Raw genomic sequence first — 16,657 nt, 5'->3', positions numbered from 1 at the left:
GTACAGTCTCGTCGGACCAGCCCAGGGTCGTTGTCTCAACCGGTGCAATAGGACTGCCCGACTGGAATCCCGCCACACGGACGCTCTGCGCGCCAGGCGGTAGATCGGTAAACGTTGTCTCGACGTGTCCTTGGCGCGGACGCAACTGTCGGCTATGAAGCAGACGACCACGTTCGTCCCTAACGGTGACGAGGAGCGCGTGCGGACTGTCGTCATCTACATCGACGACAACAGGCAACTCTCGACCGCCGCTCACCAGGTCCGGCACGGAAACTCTCGGGCCCACAGTCTGCGTCGCTCGTCGACGAACAGGCTTCGTCGAGCAAAGCGAGGAGGCCCTCGCCAACGGCACCCCGAGCCTCGATCGCACCGCCTGGATGCGGCCGTGAGCGACGCACTGCAAGCGCTCTCCGACATCGAAGGCGCTGAGGCCGGGGCAGGGCGGTTGGTCACCCAAGACAACGCCTCCTGGCACTAGCCCGCCCGCCCTACCGGATGCAGCCGGGACCGACGGCATCGACACTGCGGCCCGGCGATCAGACCGGAGTACTCCGCCACGTTGTTGGTCGTTGGCAGTGCGCAGCACCTCGGGACCGGCATCTTCGAACGCACGAGTGCACACCTGGGACAGGAGCCCCAAGTCGACGGTTGGAGCGATGGCGGAAATGATCCTCAGGAGGTGCACCGCCGGCGTCGAAGAGTCGAGCCGGAGGGCGAGGTTCGCGAACCGTTCCGGTTCCTCGGCGGCTCTGCGGCCAAGCTGGGATGCCAACTGATAGGCGCCAACTGCAGTCCCGCAGCGCTACGCTCGTCCCTGACCTTCCGCAATGCAAGAGATCGCAGCCGAGACCGCTTTGGGACTTTCCTTGCATGCGCGCGAGGTATTACCAGGCAGGTGGGTTGGGTGCGTGCCCAAGATCGCCGCATACCCTGGCATCGGTGATCCGGCTCTGCCACGATCTGAGCATGGCATGGGACAAGACACGAGAAGAAACACTAGCCCTGCCAATCAACGCGCTCGCGTTATTGATCCTGGCGGACTATAGCGCTGGGCAGGGCTGGAACTGGCAAAACTGGATGCGAGGAGCCGAGCAACAGGGAACTGCGCGGGACAAGGAAATAAACGCAGCTCTTGGCGAGGGTTGGCAGTGGCTCATGACCCACGGCCTGGTCGCACGTGACTCATCTCAATCCTCGGTCGACGCCTATCGAATTACTCGACTTGGACGTGAAACCCTTGAGTATGGCGTCGACAAGCTCACTGCCGCCGAACGGCTTGGAGTTGCCCTGCACCCACGGATCGCACAGCGCGTGGAGTCCCAGTTCTTGCTGGGCGAGTACGACCTCGCCGTCTTCGCGGCCATGCGCGAAGTTGAGATTCGGGTGCGCGACCTCGCGGGCGCATCCGACGGAGTGCTCGGCACAAAGCTGATGCAATGGGCGTTCGCCCCGGCCGCGCCGGGGCCGCTGGCGGACCCCAAAGCGGAGGGATCTGAACAGGAAGCGGCAATGAATTTGTTCAAGGGTGCGATCGGCCTCTTCAAGAACCCGGCGTCTCATCGAGCAGTTAGCTATGAGGATCCGCTGATCGCGAGCGATGTGATTCTCTTGGCCGATCTCCTTCTCAGACTGCTGGATCGAATCGACAAGAGACTCTGAGCGGCCTAACGGTGAATGGTCGATGCCTAGACCGATATGACCGCAAGTTCCATGATCTGCAGCAGACTTCCCTGGATTGTCACAGAGTCCTCCCGGACCGCGCCGGACAACCCGGATGCCCCACTGGCAGGCCGTCCCGCCGGTTGCACAACCACCGGAGGAACCGTCATGACCGACAGATGCCGCCGCAGCCTAGCTGGGCCAATCCAGTGCGAGACTGTTCGTATGGCTCCTGGACCACGTGTCAACCACTTCTCAGAGAGTATGTTCGTGGGTGGAGGACATGGCGTTCACTCTGCCGTGCTTGAGCTCGCAGATGCACAGCGCCGTTAGGCGCTAGGGTCGGAATCAACCGTTCGTGACGGGGTCCTTCATGTTCACACGGCCGGCCCGGTCCCTCGAGTTCGCCTCAGGTTGCATCGTGGGCTGTGGGTCATCAGCGCGTACATGACCCCCGGGGTCGCTGCTGGGAAGCATCTCGGGGGCTGAGGTTCTGCGCCGCCAATTGGATCGATATCTTCAATCCCTCTATAACAGTGCGGATAGCATCGTTGCAGTCGGCCAAAGCGCGGCCCGTGAGGTCCGGGAGCTCGGCCCACTGCACGATGTACCACTCTGTCTACGCGTGACACTGTGTCTTGGGCCCAGCAGGCGCATGAACTCTGTGCTGCCGAGTCACCACCCTCTACGATTCAGGACATGTTCTTGGTGACGACCGCAGTCTGGGAGCTTGGGGCGGCCGGGGCACTCGGCGCCATCCTGACCGAGGCCGCCGAGGTTGCCCTTTTCATCAAGCGCTATGCGCATGTCCCGTGGATCACGATGGCAGGCTGGCGAGGCAGGAAGGTGGACGGGATACCGCAGCCGTCTCTGCAAACCTATTTCCTCGGGGTGTTCCTGAAGACGGGCGTCGCCTTCGCGCTCGTCACGGTACTTGCTTCAGCGGACCAGATCAGCGGTGCATACGGTGCGCTGGTAACTGGAGCAGGTGCGCTCGTCACAGTCAGCCGACTGACCGCTCAAGGGACCTTTCCTGAAATCACGCCAGGCGCGGAGCAGGCAACGACCACCGATCAACACTTGGCTACCTCCAAGCGCAGATCGCCAAAGACAGCAAGCACCAAACTGGAGCCACCTGACGTTGCCCGCCCGGCGCCAGAAGGAGGCAACCTTGAGTAGCCTGTCGGGTCGGCTGGGTCTGCGAGTGCCCCGCGCACCGCTGTTGCGGACACGCCATCCTTGGCTGGTCGAACTGTTCATGGCGATGTCCAACACACGCCCGGTGTCCAACTCGAATCACAGACTTGAGACAGAGAAGTCGCGAGCTTCGGACCCATGGACTCCTGCGGCGGAGGACCTGGCTCATTTGGAGGCAGAGCGTCTCCGGATCAAAGCCGAGCGAGCCGAACAAGAGCGCTTACGTCGGAACAGCATGGACACGCCACAGCACGGCAGAGAACAGGAATCGCCAAATCCACGCCGCTTCTCGGTACACGCCGTAACACTGATACGCGTACTGGCGCTCTGCGTGGTCGTTAGCCTTTCCGCCGGGCTCATCTTGATCTTCGGCCTGCCAGTGGCATCGGTGGTTGCCACAGCAGTCTCAGTGATCGGACTCGCATCGGTGTCACTCGCAACAAAACAGCGCGGTCCGAAGGACTAGAATTTGCTCGCTTCCAGGGACATCGAACTGATCCCTCCGGGCCGTCAACGGCATGGAGATCAACAGGGGTTCCCCGGGTTCTACGGCCAGGCCCGCCATCTGAGTGGTCAACCTGGCTGTGTCCAGCTCCGCGACTCCGCCAAAGCCCGGTCGGCGTTGTTAGTCGCTGAGCGCAAACCTAGAGTTCACAGGCAGACTTCTCGTGCGGTTCAACCTGAACAAGATCGGCGTCATCGTCAAACTCGTCTCGCGGCGGCTCAACGACTCATCGGCGATCGGGGATCTTGCCGACGAGGATGTTGCCCCGGATCGGAGTTCCTGGGACTCGTATGTTGTCGCCAAGTCCAACCCCTACAACGCCTCACGCTTTTCGACGTCGACGGGGGCGGCGCTCAAGGTGCTCGACTCCAGCACCGACCAGGCCAAACGCCTGGTAGCGATGCGGGCGATCACCCAGGCGATCGCCACCGACCTGCCCTATATCGGTCTGGCCCAGCCGAACTTCGCCTTCGCGGTGGCACCGGGCGCGACCTTCACCAAGGAGCCCGACTTCATGGACGTCAGCACCGGCAACTGGATCCATTACCTGAAGTCGACCGAGTAGTTCAGAGCTCCAGCACGATCCGCGGTCCGACCGCCCGCCACACAAGGCGTGATGCTGCGACCACCGGCGCGCTCCTGCTCGGACAGGAAATCGTCCCGGCGGCCAGGCGTTCCCGCCACCACCTTGGTCTCGCAAGTTCCGCAGTAGTCGCTGGCTGGCCGGCGGCTGCGGGTAAGGGAGTTCGGCAGGCGCACTGGGAATGTGTTGAGTAAGCTGAGAGAATGCACCTGGAGCGACCGGGGCGGGCCGCTGCCAGGAGGGCGTAGTGGGCAGTGACGCGACGCAGCCAGCTTCAAGCGGGTCTATCCAGCACGTCTCCCTTTCTACGACGCCAGTGGTTCAGGCTCATGCCGCGCAGGCCGTAGCGCAGACGTACGGGAACATGGCCACGAATCTGCTCAGCATCGTGCAGCAAACAGAGATTGCTCCTCAGAAGTGCCGCTGGCACCTTGGCACAGTGATCGGCGTCAGCGGGCCGAAGCGCGCAGCCTTGGCCTGGATCATCGCGAATGCTGTTATGGACCAGCGATCCGGTGGCTCGAGGGCGGCTACCCTGTGGCGGACCGCGGCCCTTGCCCAGGCCAAGCTCGCGAGCCCCGAACGACAGCTCGTTGCAGCGTTCATCGATGGTGTATTCGGGCTTCCACCCGACGGCAAGTCTGAGGAGCACCTGATCGGCCACGTCGCCGAGTGGCTGTGGTACTTGCACGCGCTTGAGGTCGTCGATTCGACCCGTACCGTCGCACTGCTCGAACCGCCGAAGTTCAACGTGACCGAACCTGGCGCGGACGGCTTTGTGATCTATGAGGACAACGACACAGGCGACAACTCGTTTCGATTGTGGGAGATCAAGCAGCACACCGGTGCCTCGGCTGTCTCCAAGACGGTGGGTGATGCTTACACGCAGCTCAGTACCAACGCGACGCGGTATCTGGCTCAACTGACCAGCATCCATTCCGCGCAATCCGGCCCTGTTGGCGACCTCTGCAAGCAGCTGGTCGACTTCTGGATCGACAACAGCGACAGCGCCGGTGTCGGGGTGGGAGTCGCGTCGGCACGGGTGCCACCGCCGAAAACATGCTTCACCACCATGGGAAAACAGTTCCCGGGCTTAGTTCAGGCTGGACAGCTCGAGGGGCTGCTGTTGGCGATTGAGGACTTCCAAGGGCTGGCACGAGATGTGAGGACCTATCTGTGGACCGTGCTCTGAATCCGGAGTTCCTGGCAGACGCGCTGGGCCAACATGCAGCGGGGACACTGCCTACGGTCGAGCAGTTAGCCGAACTGATCGCCGATGTGGAGGTCAGGGCGTTCATCCGACCGACCGGTGTGGATGACGAGTTGCTGAGGACCGCCTGGTACCTCCATGGCGTCGCATCGGCTGCCGAGGCAGAAAACCTGTATCCCCTGGCCCGCCAACAACGGGCATTCGCCGTTTCCGCGCACATCTTCGATCTGGCGCTCAACGATCTCGACCGGCCAGCGCACGATCGGCTTACGCTCGCGTTCGGCGCCCAGGTCGGGTATCGACGCGCAGACCTCGACCCCAATGCGACCGCGGTCTGGCGACGGGTGGACGGTTTGCTCGACTCACCACAGCCTGGCTCCGACGACGAAGCCGAGGGGGCAATACAGGTCGTATTCTCGCACGCAGCGGATGGCGCATCCGAGTTCGACGCGAGACCAGGATCCGTCTCGCCGGGCAACTTCATCACGATGGCCTTGCGCGCGGGAGTCGCATTTCTCGGACTCGACGTCGGTCGTGTCGGACAACTCCTTGGCGCTTGGCGAGCGGAGGCGCTAGATATGGCTACTCTCATCGGTGCAGAGACGCTGAGATCGACAATGTTTGGTCCAGCGGAGGCAGTGGTTTCCGCAGTTGCTGATCTGATGGCCTTCTTGCGTTACGGCGAACGCACTAGGCTTGAAGAGGCGCGCGCCCGCCTCAACTCAGTCATCGATTTAGAGGCGGGCCAAGGCGACCACGACGCACGGTGGGTAGCGGCCCACCTGCGCACCATCGCTGACGGAATGGAGACCTCCAGCGTCTGGAGTGTCTTGCCCAGCGGTACGCCAAGCGTCGTGGCTCAGGCATTCACGGTGGGCTCGCCCCCCGTTCTCACTCTCTGGCCGCCGCAACGCGAACTGCTGCAGCGCACCACCGCGAACCCCCTGGATCCTGCCACCAAACGGCTCCTCTTGTCGGTTCCAACCAGCGCTGGCAAGACTTTGGTCGCGCAGATCCTTATCTGCCATCACCTCGCAACCCAATCCGGGAACGTCTGCTACGTCACGCCGCTGCGCAGCCTTGGCCGCGAGATGCGCCAGGCGCTCGCGGGTAGGCTGCGTGTCCTCCAGAAGGGAGTCGGCGGCGACTTTCCTGATTTCGGCGACATCACCATCGAGGACCTCTTCAGCCTGCTCGAGGAGCCAAGCGATAGCTCGGTGGAGGTTATGACGCCGGAGAGGTTGTCACACCTACTCCGCCAGGATCCGGAAGGCGTTCTTGAGCAGTTCTCGATGTTCGTCGTCGATGAGGCACACCTGCTGGCCCAACCCGGTCGGGGATTCCTGCTGGAGTCCTTGCTGGCGATGCTGTCACTCAGCGACGCACGTCTGATCTTACTCTCAGGAGTAATGGGCAACGCACAGCAAGTCGCTACCTGGTTGGATCCAACCAGCACCGACGTGCTGTTCAGCTCGAGTTGGCGCGGCCCACGGCGTCTCCATGCGCTGCTGTACTCCAACATCGTGTGGCAGAGCGGCGACCAGCTCCCAGCGAAGTCAAAGGCATTCGACCATATCGCTCGGTATCCGATGATCGCCGACCTGCGAGTTCGCGCCGCCGAGAGCAACCCCCAACGGCTTGCCACCTCGGTCGACAAACCGATTGGTGAGGTCCTGCGAAACATACGGAAGGACGGCACTTGGTCACCGAAGAGCAAGACACCGTTCTATCGTCTGTGCGCGAGGACGGCACACGCGCTACTGCCTGCCGGCAGTTTGCTAATGATCCTCTCGCGACGTGACTACGCCCGCAACGCTGCTCAGGAGGTGTCTCAGCTCCTGAGCATCGCTCCGCGCACGTCCGCACTGTGCGACTTCCTCGAAGAGCGGCTCGGTGGAGAGCATCCCCTCGTCGATTGCGTCCGCCACGGAGTGGCCTACCATCACGCAGGTCTCCCCATCGATGTTCTCGATGCTTTGGAGCAGGCAATGCGCTCCGAAGTCCTCATCGCGATGTTCGCTACCTCGACGTTGACCGACGGCGTAAACCTACCGGTACGAACGGTGGTGATCTCCGAGACTCGGTACGAAGGTCAAGATCCAGGACAGCAGCTCGATGCACCGCGATTGCTCAACGCCGTCGGCCGTGCCGGCCGAGCAGGCAAGGAATCCGAGGGATGGATCGTGCTGGGTCTCAATCAGGCGCCGGATGACCAGCATTTCGACCTCTTACAGCCAGCGGCCGAAGAACTCGTGATCAGCTCGACGTTGTGCTCCGAGGTGGCCTTGACCCGACTTGCGGAGGCCGAGGAACTCATCGCCACAACGGCCGATGCGATCTTCAAGCTCGGGAAGGGCGAAACCGCGGACTTCGCATCGTTCGTCTGGTTCGTGCTCACCGCCGCTGAGCGCCTTGACTCCTTGGCCACACATCCCGACCTACGAAAGGCAGTCCGGGGACTGTTGGCATTCGCTCAGCTGCCAACAGACCTCGAGGAGCGGTGGATAGCGTTCGCAAATCACGTCGGGCAGGTCTACGTCCGAACTCCAGCGATCAGCAGACTGCGCTGGATGACGGCAGGCACCGCGCTGGGCAGCGCCGTGGCAATCGAGCAGATAGCGATCGCAGTCGCAGACGAGATCACCTCGCGGCACGGTGATCTCGGCGCCTCTGGCATTCCCGGCCCGGTGACATCGGTCCTCTCAACCGACGAGGCGCTTGAGGCACTCGAAGCCGCAGATGCGTTCCTGCTCCTCCTGAACCTGCCGGAGGCCGGCAAAGTGTGGAGCTTCAAGTCGTCGGTGGCCGCCAGGGCCTCCATCGATGTGCCGGTCATAGGCGCGCTACGTGGCTGGCTGCGAGGTATGGACATGCCGGGGCTCGCTGCCGCAATACTGCCGACAGTCTCCGACACCTCATGGCGCCTAGAGCAGACAGTCGACGCCGTCAGTGGAGCATTCGAACACTTCTTGAGCTGGACAGTCGGCGTGGTCACGTCGCAGGTCAACGAGATGCTTGTGGAGCGGGGCGGTCTCGCCGCGCTCCCGAAGGAGCTTGCCTACCTCATCCGTTACGGAGTCGATACACGGATAGCCCAGAACTTGCTGATTAGTGGAGTGAGCTCGCGACGTGTCGCCCACCTCATTGGCCAGCAAGCCGAGGACCGAGAGATTGCCTGGGGACAGGTCCGCAATTGGTTGCGGGATCTGCACATCGACGGCTGGCAGCGCGAGTTCGGCGCGTCACCCCGGGAGGTCGAAGACCTCGCGGAGTTCTGCAGGTCTCCGAGCAAGAGCCCGCTACGACAACTGATCGAGGATCACGAGACTTCAGTCAGCCTCCAACAGCCGATGAGTCCATTACCTCCTAGCCATCTGACGGTGGAGCTACGGATTGCCGATCGGTCACAGCCTGCGGAGATCTGGACGATGGGTCGCTACCCCATCAGTGTCGGCATTGTGGCCACCGCTTCACATCTCGACGTATGCCTGCTGCACACAAGCGGCATCGAGTACACCGCCACTTCTGACGGGATCTCGCTCAGCCTTCGAGAGTCGCGATAACTTGAATCCCGATGCTCTGTGGGTCCAGCCCAGCCGCCGACGTGAATCCAGGCGAAGGAGTGCGAGTGGCGAAGCACACAACGAGGCGGCGGACGCTTGATGAGCTTCAGGTGGTCTGTCGGTGCAGTGGATCTCACACCCGTCGGTCAGGTCGGAGAATTGGCCGAACTCGCTGATTCCGAGGTACCGGGTCGTGTCGCCGCGCCGCGGAGGCCGGCGAGGAAGGCGAGTATGTGCGGGTGGCCGTCCGGGACGGCGTGTAGGCCGGGCCCCCGCCGATCCTCGGAAACCTGTTCGCAGCCGACCCCTCCCAGCGCACCTCTTTACGCACCTCAATCAGCACGAGAAGATGGTCAGCGATGAGTATCTTCGAGTCACAGATCCCTCCGGAGTCCCTTACCAGCAAGCGATTTTGCGTATCATCGACAAGCGGCGGGCAACCTGGGCTGCAAATCAGCGGCTACGGGGTTCGGGCCGGCGGATCCAGGTCAAGCTCTAGCCGTGTGGTTAAGGTGCGTGTCCGGCTCGGACACACCAGCGGTGCATACCTGCAACACCAGAAGGACCCAAGTAAGTCGGCTCCGTGAACCGCTCAGCGCAGCACGGAGCTTTCTCACGTTGCGGCGTCGAGGTGCCTTTCATGAGCGCCCACGTAGCGCCCTTGGTGCCGCCCGGCCGGGGTCTCGATTCGACAACAAAGCAGTCAGCAGCCACACCCGGCCGTACGGCGCTTCCCCTGCCAGCGCTGGCGATCCGACGCACCTCGACGGCCGTCTACGGTCTCTCGACCATCGACAACCGCGGTCGTCTCGTCGACACCAAGCTCATGCGCGCTCTCGCCTGGAAACCTGACCTCCAGGCGGCAATCACCGCAACACGTGGAGTGTTGATCATCACACCCGACGTGACGGCGAGCCTCCGCGTTACCTCCCAGGGCCAGGTGCGCATCCCTGCACCGCCGCGGCATCTCTGCGCACTCATCCCAGGCGACCGCGTCTTCCTTGCGACGGACTCTGACCGCACTCGTGTGCAGGTCTATTCGCCAGCCGCCCTCGACGTCCTCCTGGCCAACGGAGCAACCTCATGACCCCTCCCCAACAACGCCGACATCGAGGCCGCACGTCTCCTGCTCTCGCGCCTAGGAGTCAGCGCCGCCGATCTACTCGCGGTTGCAGCTCCGCAATCCGCCGTACCGACCTTCGCCCAGTACGTCCCGATCGTCGAAGCGGCGGTGACCGCAGGCACCCGCCGGGTCTACAACTCCTACTGGAAACGCGTCGTGGAGCACTGGAGCGCACGCCGACTCGACGAACCCACCCCCACAGAAATCCAACACCTTGCCGAAATCATCAAGCCGACCCTCACCATCCGCCGCAACGCACGCGGCGGCTGCTCCGCCACCGAACACCTCATCGCCGCACTCCGCTGCATCTACCGCCACGCCGAAAACGACCCCCTCGTCCCACCCGGCACCAACCCAGCCCTCAAGGTCGCCAAACCACGCCGTCTGAACTCCACCCGACGAGCCATCCCCGGCCACCAACTAGCCGAGATCAACCACATCGCCGCCACCACCGGCAACGACCCAGCCCTAGACACCCTCATCCTCAGACTCCACACCGAAACAGCCTGCCGCCGAGGCGGCGCGCTAGCCCTAACCCCCAACGACCTAGACGCTAGCCAGTCCCTAGTCCGCCTCACTGAGAAAGGCGAAACCGTCCGCTGGCAACCCATCTCTCCCACCCTCACAACCCACCTCCTGCACCACGCCGAAACCCGCGACGCCTCACCCACTGGACAGCTCCTCCGATACACCAACGGCCAACCCATCACCAGCCGCCGCTACGACCACCTCTGGAGCCGCATCGGCTCCCATCTCCCCTGGGTCGCCACCCAGCAAATCTCCACCCACTGGCTCCGCCACACCACCCTCACCTGGGTAGAACGCAACTTCGGCTACGCCACCGCCCGCGCCTACGCAGGCCACACCGACACTCCCAGCGCCGGCACCACCGCTACCTACGTCAAGGCGACCCTTTCTGAGATCGCCCAGGCACTTGCCGCCCTTACTAATGAATCTCACCCGCTCGCCGAGTTCTAGCCGCCGGACATTCGCTCGATCTAGCTGCGGGTGGGTCGTTGCCAGCCCACCCGCAACGTCCTCGGGACGTCAGACCGCCCATACCGCCCGGTATCTGATCAGTTCGACGGCGTCTTCACAAGGTGGACGAGTTGAGGATCGACGTCAGTGGCGAAGGCCAGATCTGGCAGTTCATGCTCGCCGCCGGCCAGCTGCACCGCAGCCACGCCTTGAGCGTGCGCATAGAACACGGCATGCCCGTTGGCGATGCCGGTGTAGAGGCCAGTGGCGTACAGGATCGCGTCACCGTCGTCGATAGAGCCCTTCATACCGATGGCGGTAGCCGCGAATTGAGCTACCAACTTCTCGGCGGTGCTCGCCGAGTGGCAGGAGTTCAGCACGATCAGAATGGGCGGAGTGCTGGTGGCCGCACAGGCGGCGGCGAAGGCGTCAGCGGTGACCACGATGCCTTCGTTGTGTTCATCCTTATCCTCTTCAAACCCAATGACCTCATCATCGCCGTGCCCGCTGAAGTGCACCACGTGAGGACGGAAGTTGGAGATGCCGTCGAGCAGATCGGCGGGCGCAGCTGCGCGACGAACCCGAAATTCGATCTGGTCGCGGTGCAGTGCCGCCTGAACTGCCTTCTCAATCCTGTCCTGCTCCCGACCAACTCGCAGATCCCCCTCAGGTGACGCGCCCAGCATCAGCACCCGCAGTTTCTCGGACTTCGGTTCGGCCAGTCGCCGTAGTGCCTGGTCGGCTTTGCCCTCGGTGACAGCCAAGCGCTCGTCGACCTCGCGGCGCTCGACAGCTCGCGATGCCTCCTCGCGGCGACGGCGCAACTGATCGTCTCGCTGCCGCTTCAACTCGGCCTGCGCACGTTCGGTCTGCTCGGCCTTTACGACTTTCTGCAGCAGGCCCGCAGCCTCCTGTCCGTACTTGGCAGCCTTCACCTCCAGCGCCGCCGCATCCTTGCCTGCCTTGTTCGCCTCGTCCATTGCGCGCTTGGCTGCATTCAAGTGCGTCCGACGGCTGCCGTCGGTCGAAGCCTTGGCTGCGGCCACATCTTCTTTGGCCGCCTTCGCCCGCTTGTCGCTCTCCTTTCCTCGAAGAGCGGCCGCGGACTTCTTTGCTGCGACCTCCGACTTCACCTTCGCGTCGTGCTGCCTGCGATACATCGCACTGCTCATCGTGGTCCCCCCACAGATCGACAGTAGGCCACCGGCCTTTGCCGCCACTGTGGCATACGACACCGTCCGACAGCCGCAACAAGGTTGCGGCTGGCCAGTCCGGTGCGCAGATCGACCCCAGAGCCGCCGCAAGGCAACTGCGGCCAGGCAGCCGTCCTGAGGGCTGGCGATGGCTGGTCCACGACCCACGCACTGCCGACCGCTCCATGCACAGTTCGAGGCGATCGACACCGTGCAGACCAGCCAACGTGAGCAGCCTGCTCATCATCTGATGGACAGCAAGTACATCTACGCACCTGTATGGAAAGGCGCGAACAAGACTCGATAGCAAGCCGGAATAGTTAGCCGGACTTCAGACTTCACACGGAGACGGTCCGAGTACGGTATTTTGTATTCGGACCAGGCGCAGCGTCAAAAACTCTGTGAACAATCACCCGGCAGTCGGCCGCTTCGAAAGCTTCTTTCCATATATTGGTTAAGATATTGACCTGAGAATTCTTCAGCGGCTTCTGCGGCAGGCTCGTATTACCGAAACCAACTAGTTCAATGACGGGCTTTTCTTTAGTCACACCATCAAGTATCGACGCGACTTCACGCTTGATATTGATCTTTCCGGAGAACAGCCCCGGGCGCGTCAGATCTATCAAGCCTCGATCCGGAAGCCCTGAGTCCATCACGACCAGTCGCGGCATCTCGCTCCGATGTCGCCGGAAGTAGTCCGTCGCAAGCTTAATCCCGGCAGCGAGGTTCGACCCATCACTGTCGGCACCGACATGAAGCGCAGAGATGACCGCGTTCGGGGTATCGCTCTCGTACTGCTCGTCGAGCACAAATTCAGGCGTCCCGTCGAGCGCGATTACCGCCACCCGTCCGTTATGAGCCGCAACGCGGTTCATAACGTGCAGACCATCTCCATCGAAGCACCCCTACCCGACGTGTTCGCATGTACTGCGGCAAGAATTACAACACTGCCAACGTCCTCACACAGAGGTGATGACTGCGTCGGCCCGGCAGACGGCGCGGCGAATACTTCTGGGCTTTTAGAAATCCTCGCGTCGACAAGGAACAGTCCAACTGAAACGATCAAGAAGAGGAAGTACCCAGCCTTCGCAAGTCGCGAGTATCCAATTTTTGCGTGTCCGGCCGCGATGCCGCAGGCAACGACGGAGCCGAGAGCCACGCACAGGAGCACCGCGAACATCCCTTTAGTGATCTGGAAGACCGCAGCTACCAGAGCGACGAACGCCAACGCGCTGGGCACGTCCCACTTACTCAAAGGTGAGCCAGTTTCCCCCGAAGTGGGCACAACTTCAGCGATGCTCGTCGCTATCGGAGACCCTGACTCAGGCTCGCCTGCGTCGCCCGCCCCACTATCGTCAGCAAGGTCCTCAGCGGACTTGCTTCGCAGTTGCTGCCAGTACTCGGGGCCCCTAGGCACGTATTGTCCGCGTTCAGCCGCCATCACCTCAAGGAAGAAGATGAGCGCGCCAAGGCGACCGAGAGGCTCCGGCGCGGGAATCTGGCCATCAAACCATTCCCGAACTTTCGAAACTGGAACATTAACCCGGACCCCCATAGACCTGTACGTCGGCATTCCGGCCGCAGCGCGCAACTCGTCTAGCCGTTCGTGAAAGTGACTCATCCCGGCCTATCCCAGTAAGTCTCGTGCGGCGCAGCACGCACGAAGGGGACCGTTCTCGATCCCCGACTGGTCATCCATCATCCCTGCCATCCTCGAGCCTCAGCGTGATCTCTGACCACCGTGCACATCTCTCCATCCACACTGACCAAGTGGCTCCGCACGATGCCTACCGCCGAGTGAGCCCCCATCAAAGAGAGGCCGGCCCACGGACTGCTGATACAAGGACCGTGCATCAGTCAGTCATTCGTTCGACGAGCTCGTCGGTTCGGCGCGCTCCGGTTGAGGCGCTCGCAGCACGTGGTGCACCGAGACCAAGCGACGGAGCACCTTCGCCAACGGAGATCCGGGATTCGCTCTCCGGTCGTCCACACACATGCCGCCGTCGTCGCATGGGCGGGCAAGGAAGGCGGTGGACTCTACGTTGGCCTTCTGTTCTCCGTCACGGCTCACGGAGCCGTGACGGAGCCAGCGTGCAGGCGATCCCCTGTAGGAGCCAGACAACGACCGATGTCTTTCAGGCTCTGAAATAGGACTCTGACCTGCGGAAACGTCAGCGGATTCGCATACCTGAGATTGCGCGGGAGATGACTAGGCGCTGGATTTCTGAGGTGCCTTCGAGGATGGTGTAGATCTCATCCAGTCTCGAGGGATATCCGGGATAGAGCGCTGAAAGTTGCCTCTCACCTGCGCCTCAAACGTGATTCGGCGTCAATTATCGCTGGTCGACGTTCCACGGAGTAGTGTCGGAGCAAGGGTTTTGCCTACAGCAACATCTATATCGCATGTGCTGCTTGGCCACAGCACATAGTTTCCGCGGCCCTCCGACAAGTTCCGGCAAACACCGCGCCGGCAACGACCCTGACCATCGCTCGAGGCAAATTGCGCTCGTGTTGTCCCATATCTAGCTGAGAATCCAATCCGGCGCGATTCTCAGACCGGCGCGGCTTCATCCCCCGGGGGTTGGATGGCCAAGGAAGTGGTCGCCGGGGTCAGCCCAGACAGGTCGTCGGTATTTGCCTCCTCGCGATGGACGCGCGCTGCAAACATCTCAGCCATCCGGGTCTGGTTGAATACCCCCGTCGGGATCGTCATCGACTGCCAGATCGTCACCAGGTCGTGCTCGACCCTCGTCACGCGTCCGGTCCTGCCCTGGTACTCGACTAGGCCGTTGATTATCCCGGCCCACTCGTCGACGTTCTTCGACCGCAGCTCCAGCGTCCTGGACGGCGACTCCGAGATCCCGACCGCCTCCGGCACACGGTAGATCGTAGTGACGAACTCGACTTCCGTGCCGAACTGGCTGATCGTTCGCACTACCGGCTCGATCAAAGGGCGGAAACTCAAGTATCCCAGGAGCGGCTCGAGTTCGAGCAGAACGTGTTCGCCAGTATCCCGGATGCCAGCGACCACCTGGTATGGCACGTCCTGACCAAGCCTCTCTAGCGCCAACCGGAGCAGATGACACACATCGATAAATTCCTGCACCCGCTCGACTGACGGTGCGGAGTACTCGTGCTCGGCGACGTTCCGCTCGATGTTTAGCTTGCCGAAGACGTTCAGAGCAATCAGTCCGACTTGGTCTAGCAGTTTGAGCTTGGTCGGGAAATTGGCTGGGTTATGCACGAGCATGCCGTAGTTCTGCAGCACAGTGTCGATCATCAGGTGCAGCGCCCGCTTCGCGTTCCCCAACCCATTGATCGCTCCGTGCAGCGTGCCTGGCTCAATGTCCGACTTGGCGAACGACAGGTACTCGTCCGCGGTGACGTCAGTGATCACCGGCACACCGGTACTGCTGCTGACCGGTGAGAAATATGTCAGCGGCCCTTCACTGAAGAACACGATCGATGCCACAGCTGATCCTGACCCATACCCGGTCGGTGCGCCAACCGACATATTTGCGCTGCGTGCCGAATCTGGTGGCCACCGGCTGGAAAGGCAGCGACCCCCCAGCCGCACATTGCGCCTTCGGCGCGGGTAACGAGCCAGTACGAGCGATCGGACGATCCGACCGGGCTCCTGGTGAGCGTCTCCTCCCGGGCGCTACAGATTTAGTGACGGCGGGTCTGATCACACCTGCTCGCAGCCTGACCAAGCCACATCGACGGGGCATCGAAATATCGCCGCCGCCAGCGTCACAGCCCGTTCCACGCCGTGGACGCACGGGAGCTTACGGTCGGCGGCGGCTCCGTTGGTGCCCAGCAAAGCCCTGGGCTCGGCGGTTCGTGTCTTCGAGAAACACCACCCTGGTGGCGATCCTGAGTGGATCAGTTGCTTCGACGGTGCTGCGCCGACGCCGCCGAGAATGGAACTGACCCGTGCCTTCAGCGTTCGCGCCTGGTGCGAGATATGCGCACACTCTCGAAACTCACGCTGTCAACCACCAGGACTTAGACGCCGACAGACCCTCACTGACCTGGGTAGAGCGCAACTTCGGCTACGCCACCGCCCGCGCCTACGCCTACGCCGGCCACACAGACAACACCAACACCGGTGCGACCCCGACCTATGTGAAGGCCGGGCTCCCCGAGGTCGCGGCAGCGGTAGCAGCCCTCACCGGCCAGAGCCATCCCCTCGTCGAGACCTGATTCCACTGCGGATGAACCCCACTAGCTCTCGGTGTCTCCGACTAGATGCGAGGCGCCGCGTCGCGGAGGAGGTCAGCGTCGGAGTCGACTTGGCTGAGCTGGAGAGCGTCATACCAACGTTTGGTTTGCTGGTCGCCCGACAGCTACCTCATTGCACGTCCGCGACTTGTCGGTGATCTCTGGTCCAATGGTGACTGTCTGATGTAGATGCATGGGGGACGGATGAGCGAGGGCCTCGGAGACGAGCTACGGCGTGTGGAGCAGCTCCTAGGAGGCGCCACACCCGGTGGTCCGGCGTATCTCGCACGAACTCAGCCGGGCATTCGGTACTTCGCAGGAAGCACCGTGGCCCCGCTGCAGGTCCCAATGACGCGGACCTCGAGTGGGCTGCTGGTTCCTGCGGCATCAGTGCGCGTGCCACAACCGATCGACCAGTTACG

At 62.4% G+C, this 16,657-nt stretch carries 12 protein-coding genes; 8 read left to right on the top strand and 4 right to left on the bottom strand.

Annotated elements, in window-relative coordinates; all coding sequences use genetic code 11:
* The first annotated feature begins 939 nt into the window (after positions 1–939).
* From ACFVWG_RS20730 to ACFVWG_RS20700, 7 genes are all read left to right on the top strand, one after another.
* On the top strand, positions 940–1,659 hold the full coding sequence (locus ACFVWG_RS20730) for a TIGR02391 family protein (protein WP_391544960.1): 720 nt from the start codon (positions 940–942) through the stop codon (positions 1,657–1,659).
* Positions 1,660–2,358: 699 nt separating this feature from the next.
* Positions 2,359–2,838, top strand: coding sequence for a hypothetical protein (locus tag ACFVWG_RS20725; protein WP_391544959.1), 480 nt, complete (start codon positions 2,359–2,361; stop codon positions 2,836–2,838).
* A 686-nt stretch (positions 2,839–3,524) separates the two neighbouring features.
* Positions 3,525–3,926, top strand: a complete 402-nt coding sequence (locus tag ACFVWG_RS20720) for a hypothetical protein (RefSeq protein WP_391544958.1) — start codon at positions 3,525–3,527, stop codon at positions 3,924–3,926.
* A gap of 382 nt (positions 3,927–4,308) precedes the next feature.
* On the top strand, positions 4,309–5,136 hold the full coding sequence (locus ACFVWG_RS20715) for a hypothetical protein (protein ID WP_391544957.1): 828 nt from the start codon (positions 4,309–4,311) through the stop codon (positions 5,134–5,136).
* Entirely contained in the window at positions 5,121–8,717 is a 3,597-nt protein-coding gene (locus ACFVWG_RS20710) for a DEAD/DEAH box helicase (RefSeq protein ID WP_391544956.1), read from the top strand. The genes ACFVWG_RS20715 and ACFVWG_RS20710 overlap by 16 nt, the downstream gene beginning before the upstream one ends.
* Positions 8,718–9,357: 640 nt before the next feature.
* Positions 9,358–9,804, top strand: a complete 447-nt coding sequence (locus ACFVWG_RS20705; protein WP_391544955.1) for a hypothetical protein — start codon at positions 9,358–9,360, stop codon at positions 9,802–9,804.
* A 144-nt stretch (positions 9,805–9,948) separates the two neighbouring features.
* Positions 9,949–10,818 carry a tyrosine-type recombinase/integrase gene (locus tag ACFVWG_RS20700; RefSeq protein ID WP_391544954.1) on the top strand — a complete coding sequence of 290 codons (870 nt, stop codon included), beginning with the start codon at positions 9,949–9,951 and terminating at the stop codon, positions 10,816–10,818.
* 98 nt (positions 10,819–10,916) lie between these two features.
* On the opposite strand, the gene ACFVWG_RS20695 is transcribed toward ACFVWG_RS20700, so the two are convergent.
* From ACFVWG_RS20695 to ACFVWG_RS20680, 4 genes are all read right to left on the bottom strand, one after another.
* A complete protein-coding gene (locus ACFVWG_RS20695) occupies positions 10,917–11,990 on the bottom strand; it encodes a CHAT domain-containing protein (protein ID WP_391544953.1) in 1,074 nt (357 codons plus the stop codon).
* A gap of 359 nt (positions 11,991–12,349) precedes the next feature.
* Positions 12,350–12,886: a VWA domain-containing protein gene (locus tag ACFVWG_RS20690; protein WP_391544952.1), complete on the bottom strand. Its 537-nt coding sequence runs from the start codon at positions 12,884–12,886 to the stop codon at positions 12,350–12,352.
* Entirely contained in the window at positions 12,883–13,632 is a 750-nt protein-coding gene (locus tag ACFVWG_RS20685) for a hypothetical protein (protein ID WP_391544951.1), read from the bottom strand. The genes ACFVWG_RS20690 and ACFVWG_RS20685 overlap by 4 nt, the downstream gene beginning before the upstream one ends.
* Before the next feature lie 930 nt (positions 13,633–14,562).
* Complete coding sequence (locus ACFVWG_RS20680) at positions 14,563–15,483, bottom strand: hypothetical protein (RefSeq protein ID WP_391544950.1); 921 nt, start codon at positions 15,481–15,483, stop codon at positions 14,563–14,565.
* 464 nt (positions 15,484–15,947) lie between these two features.
* Here ACFVWG_RS20680 and ACFVWG_RS20675 point away from each other — a divergent pair, with 464 nt between their 5' ends.
* Positions 15,948–16,217, top strand: a complete 270-nt coding sequence (locus tag ACFVWG_RS20675; protein WP_391544949.1) for a hypothetical protein — start codon at positions 15,948–15,950, stop codon at positions 16,215–16,217.
* The last annotated feature ends 440 nt before the right edge of the window (positions 16,218–16,657 follow it).

This window comes from Kribbella sp. NPDC058245 (assembly GCF_042882005.1).
In the GTDB taxonomy this organism is placed as follows: domain Bacteria; phylum Actinomycetota; class Actinomycetes; order Propionibacteriales; family Kribbellaceae; genus Kribbella.
The sequence above is the reverse complement of the archived record's forward strand: the minus strand, read 5'-3'. Positions and strand labels throughout refer to the sequence as shown.

Coding starts and splice junctions, on each gene's coding strand:
- ACFVWG_RS20685 (WP_391544951.1), bottom strand. CDS start 13,632: ATGAGTCACTTTCACGAACGGCTAGACGAGTTGCGCGCTGCGGCCGGA.
- ACFVWG_RS20690 (WP_391544952.1), bottom strand. CDS start 12,886: ATGAACCGCGTTGCGGCTCATAACGGACGGGTGGCGGTAATCGCGCTC.
- ACFVWG_RS20695 (WP_391544953.1), bottom strand. CDS start 11,990: ATGAGCAGTGCGATGTATCGCAGGCAGCACGACGCGAAGGTGAAGTCG.
- ACFVWG_RS20705 (WP_391544955.1), top strand. CDS start 9,358: ATGAGCGCCCACGTAGCGCCCTTGGTGCCGCCCGGCCGGGGTCTCGAT.
- ACFVWG_RS20725 (WP_391544959.1), top strand. CDS start 2,359: ATGTTCTTGGTGACGACCGCAGTCTGGGAGCTTGGGGCGGCCGGGGCA.
- ACFVWG_RS20715 (WP_391544957.1), top strand. CDS start 4,309: ATGGCCACGAATCTGCTCAGCATCGTGCAGCAAACAGAGATTGCTCCT.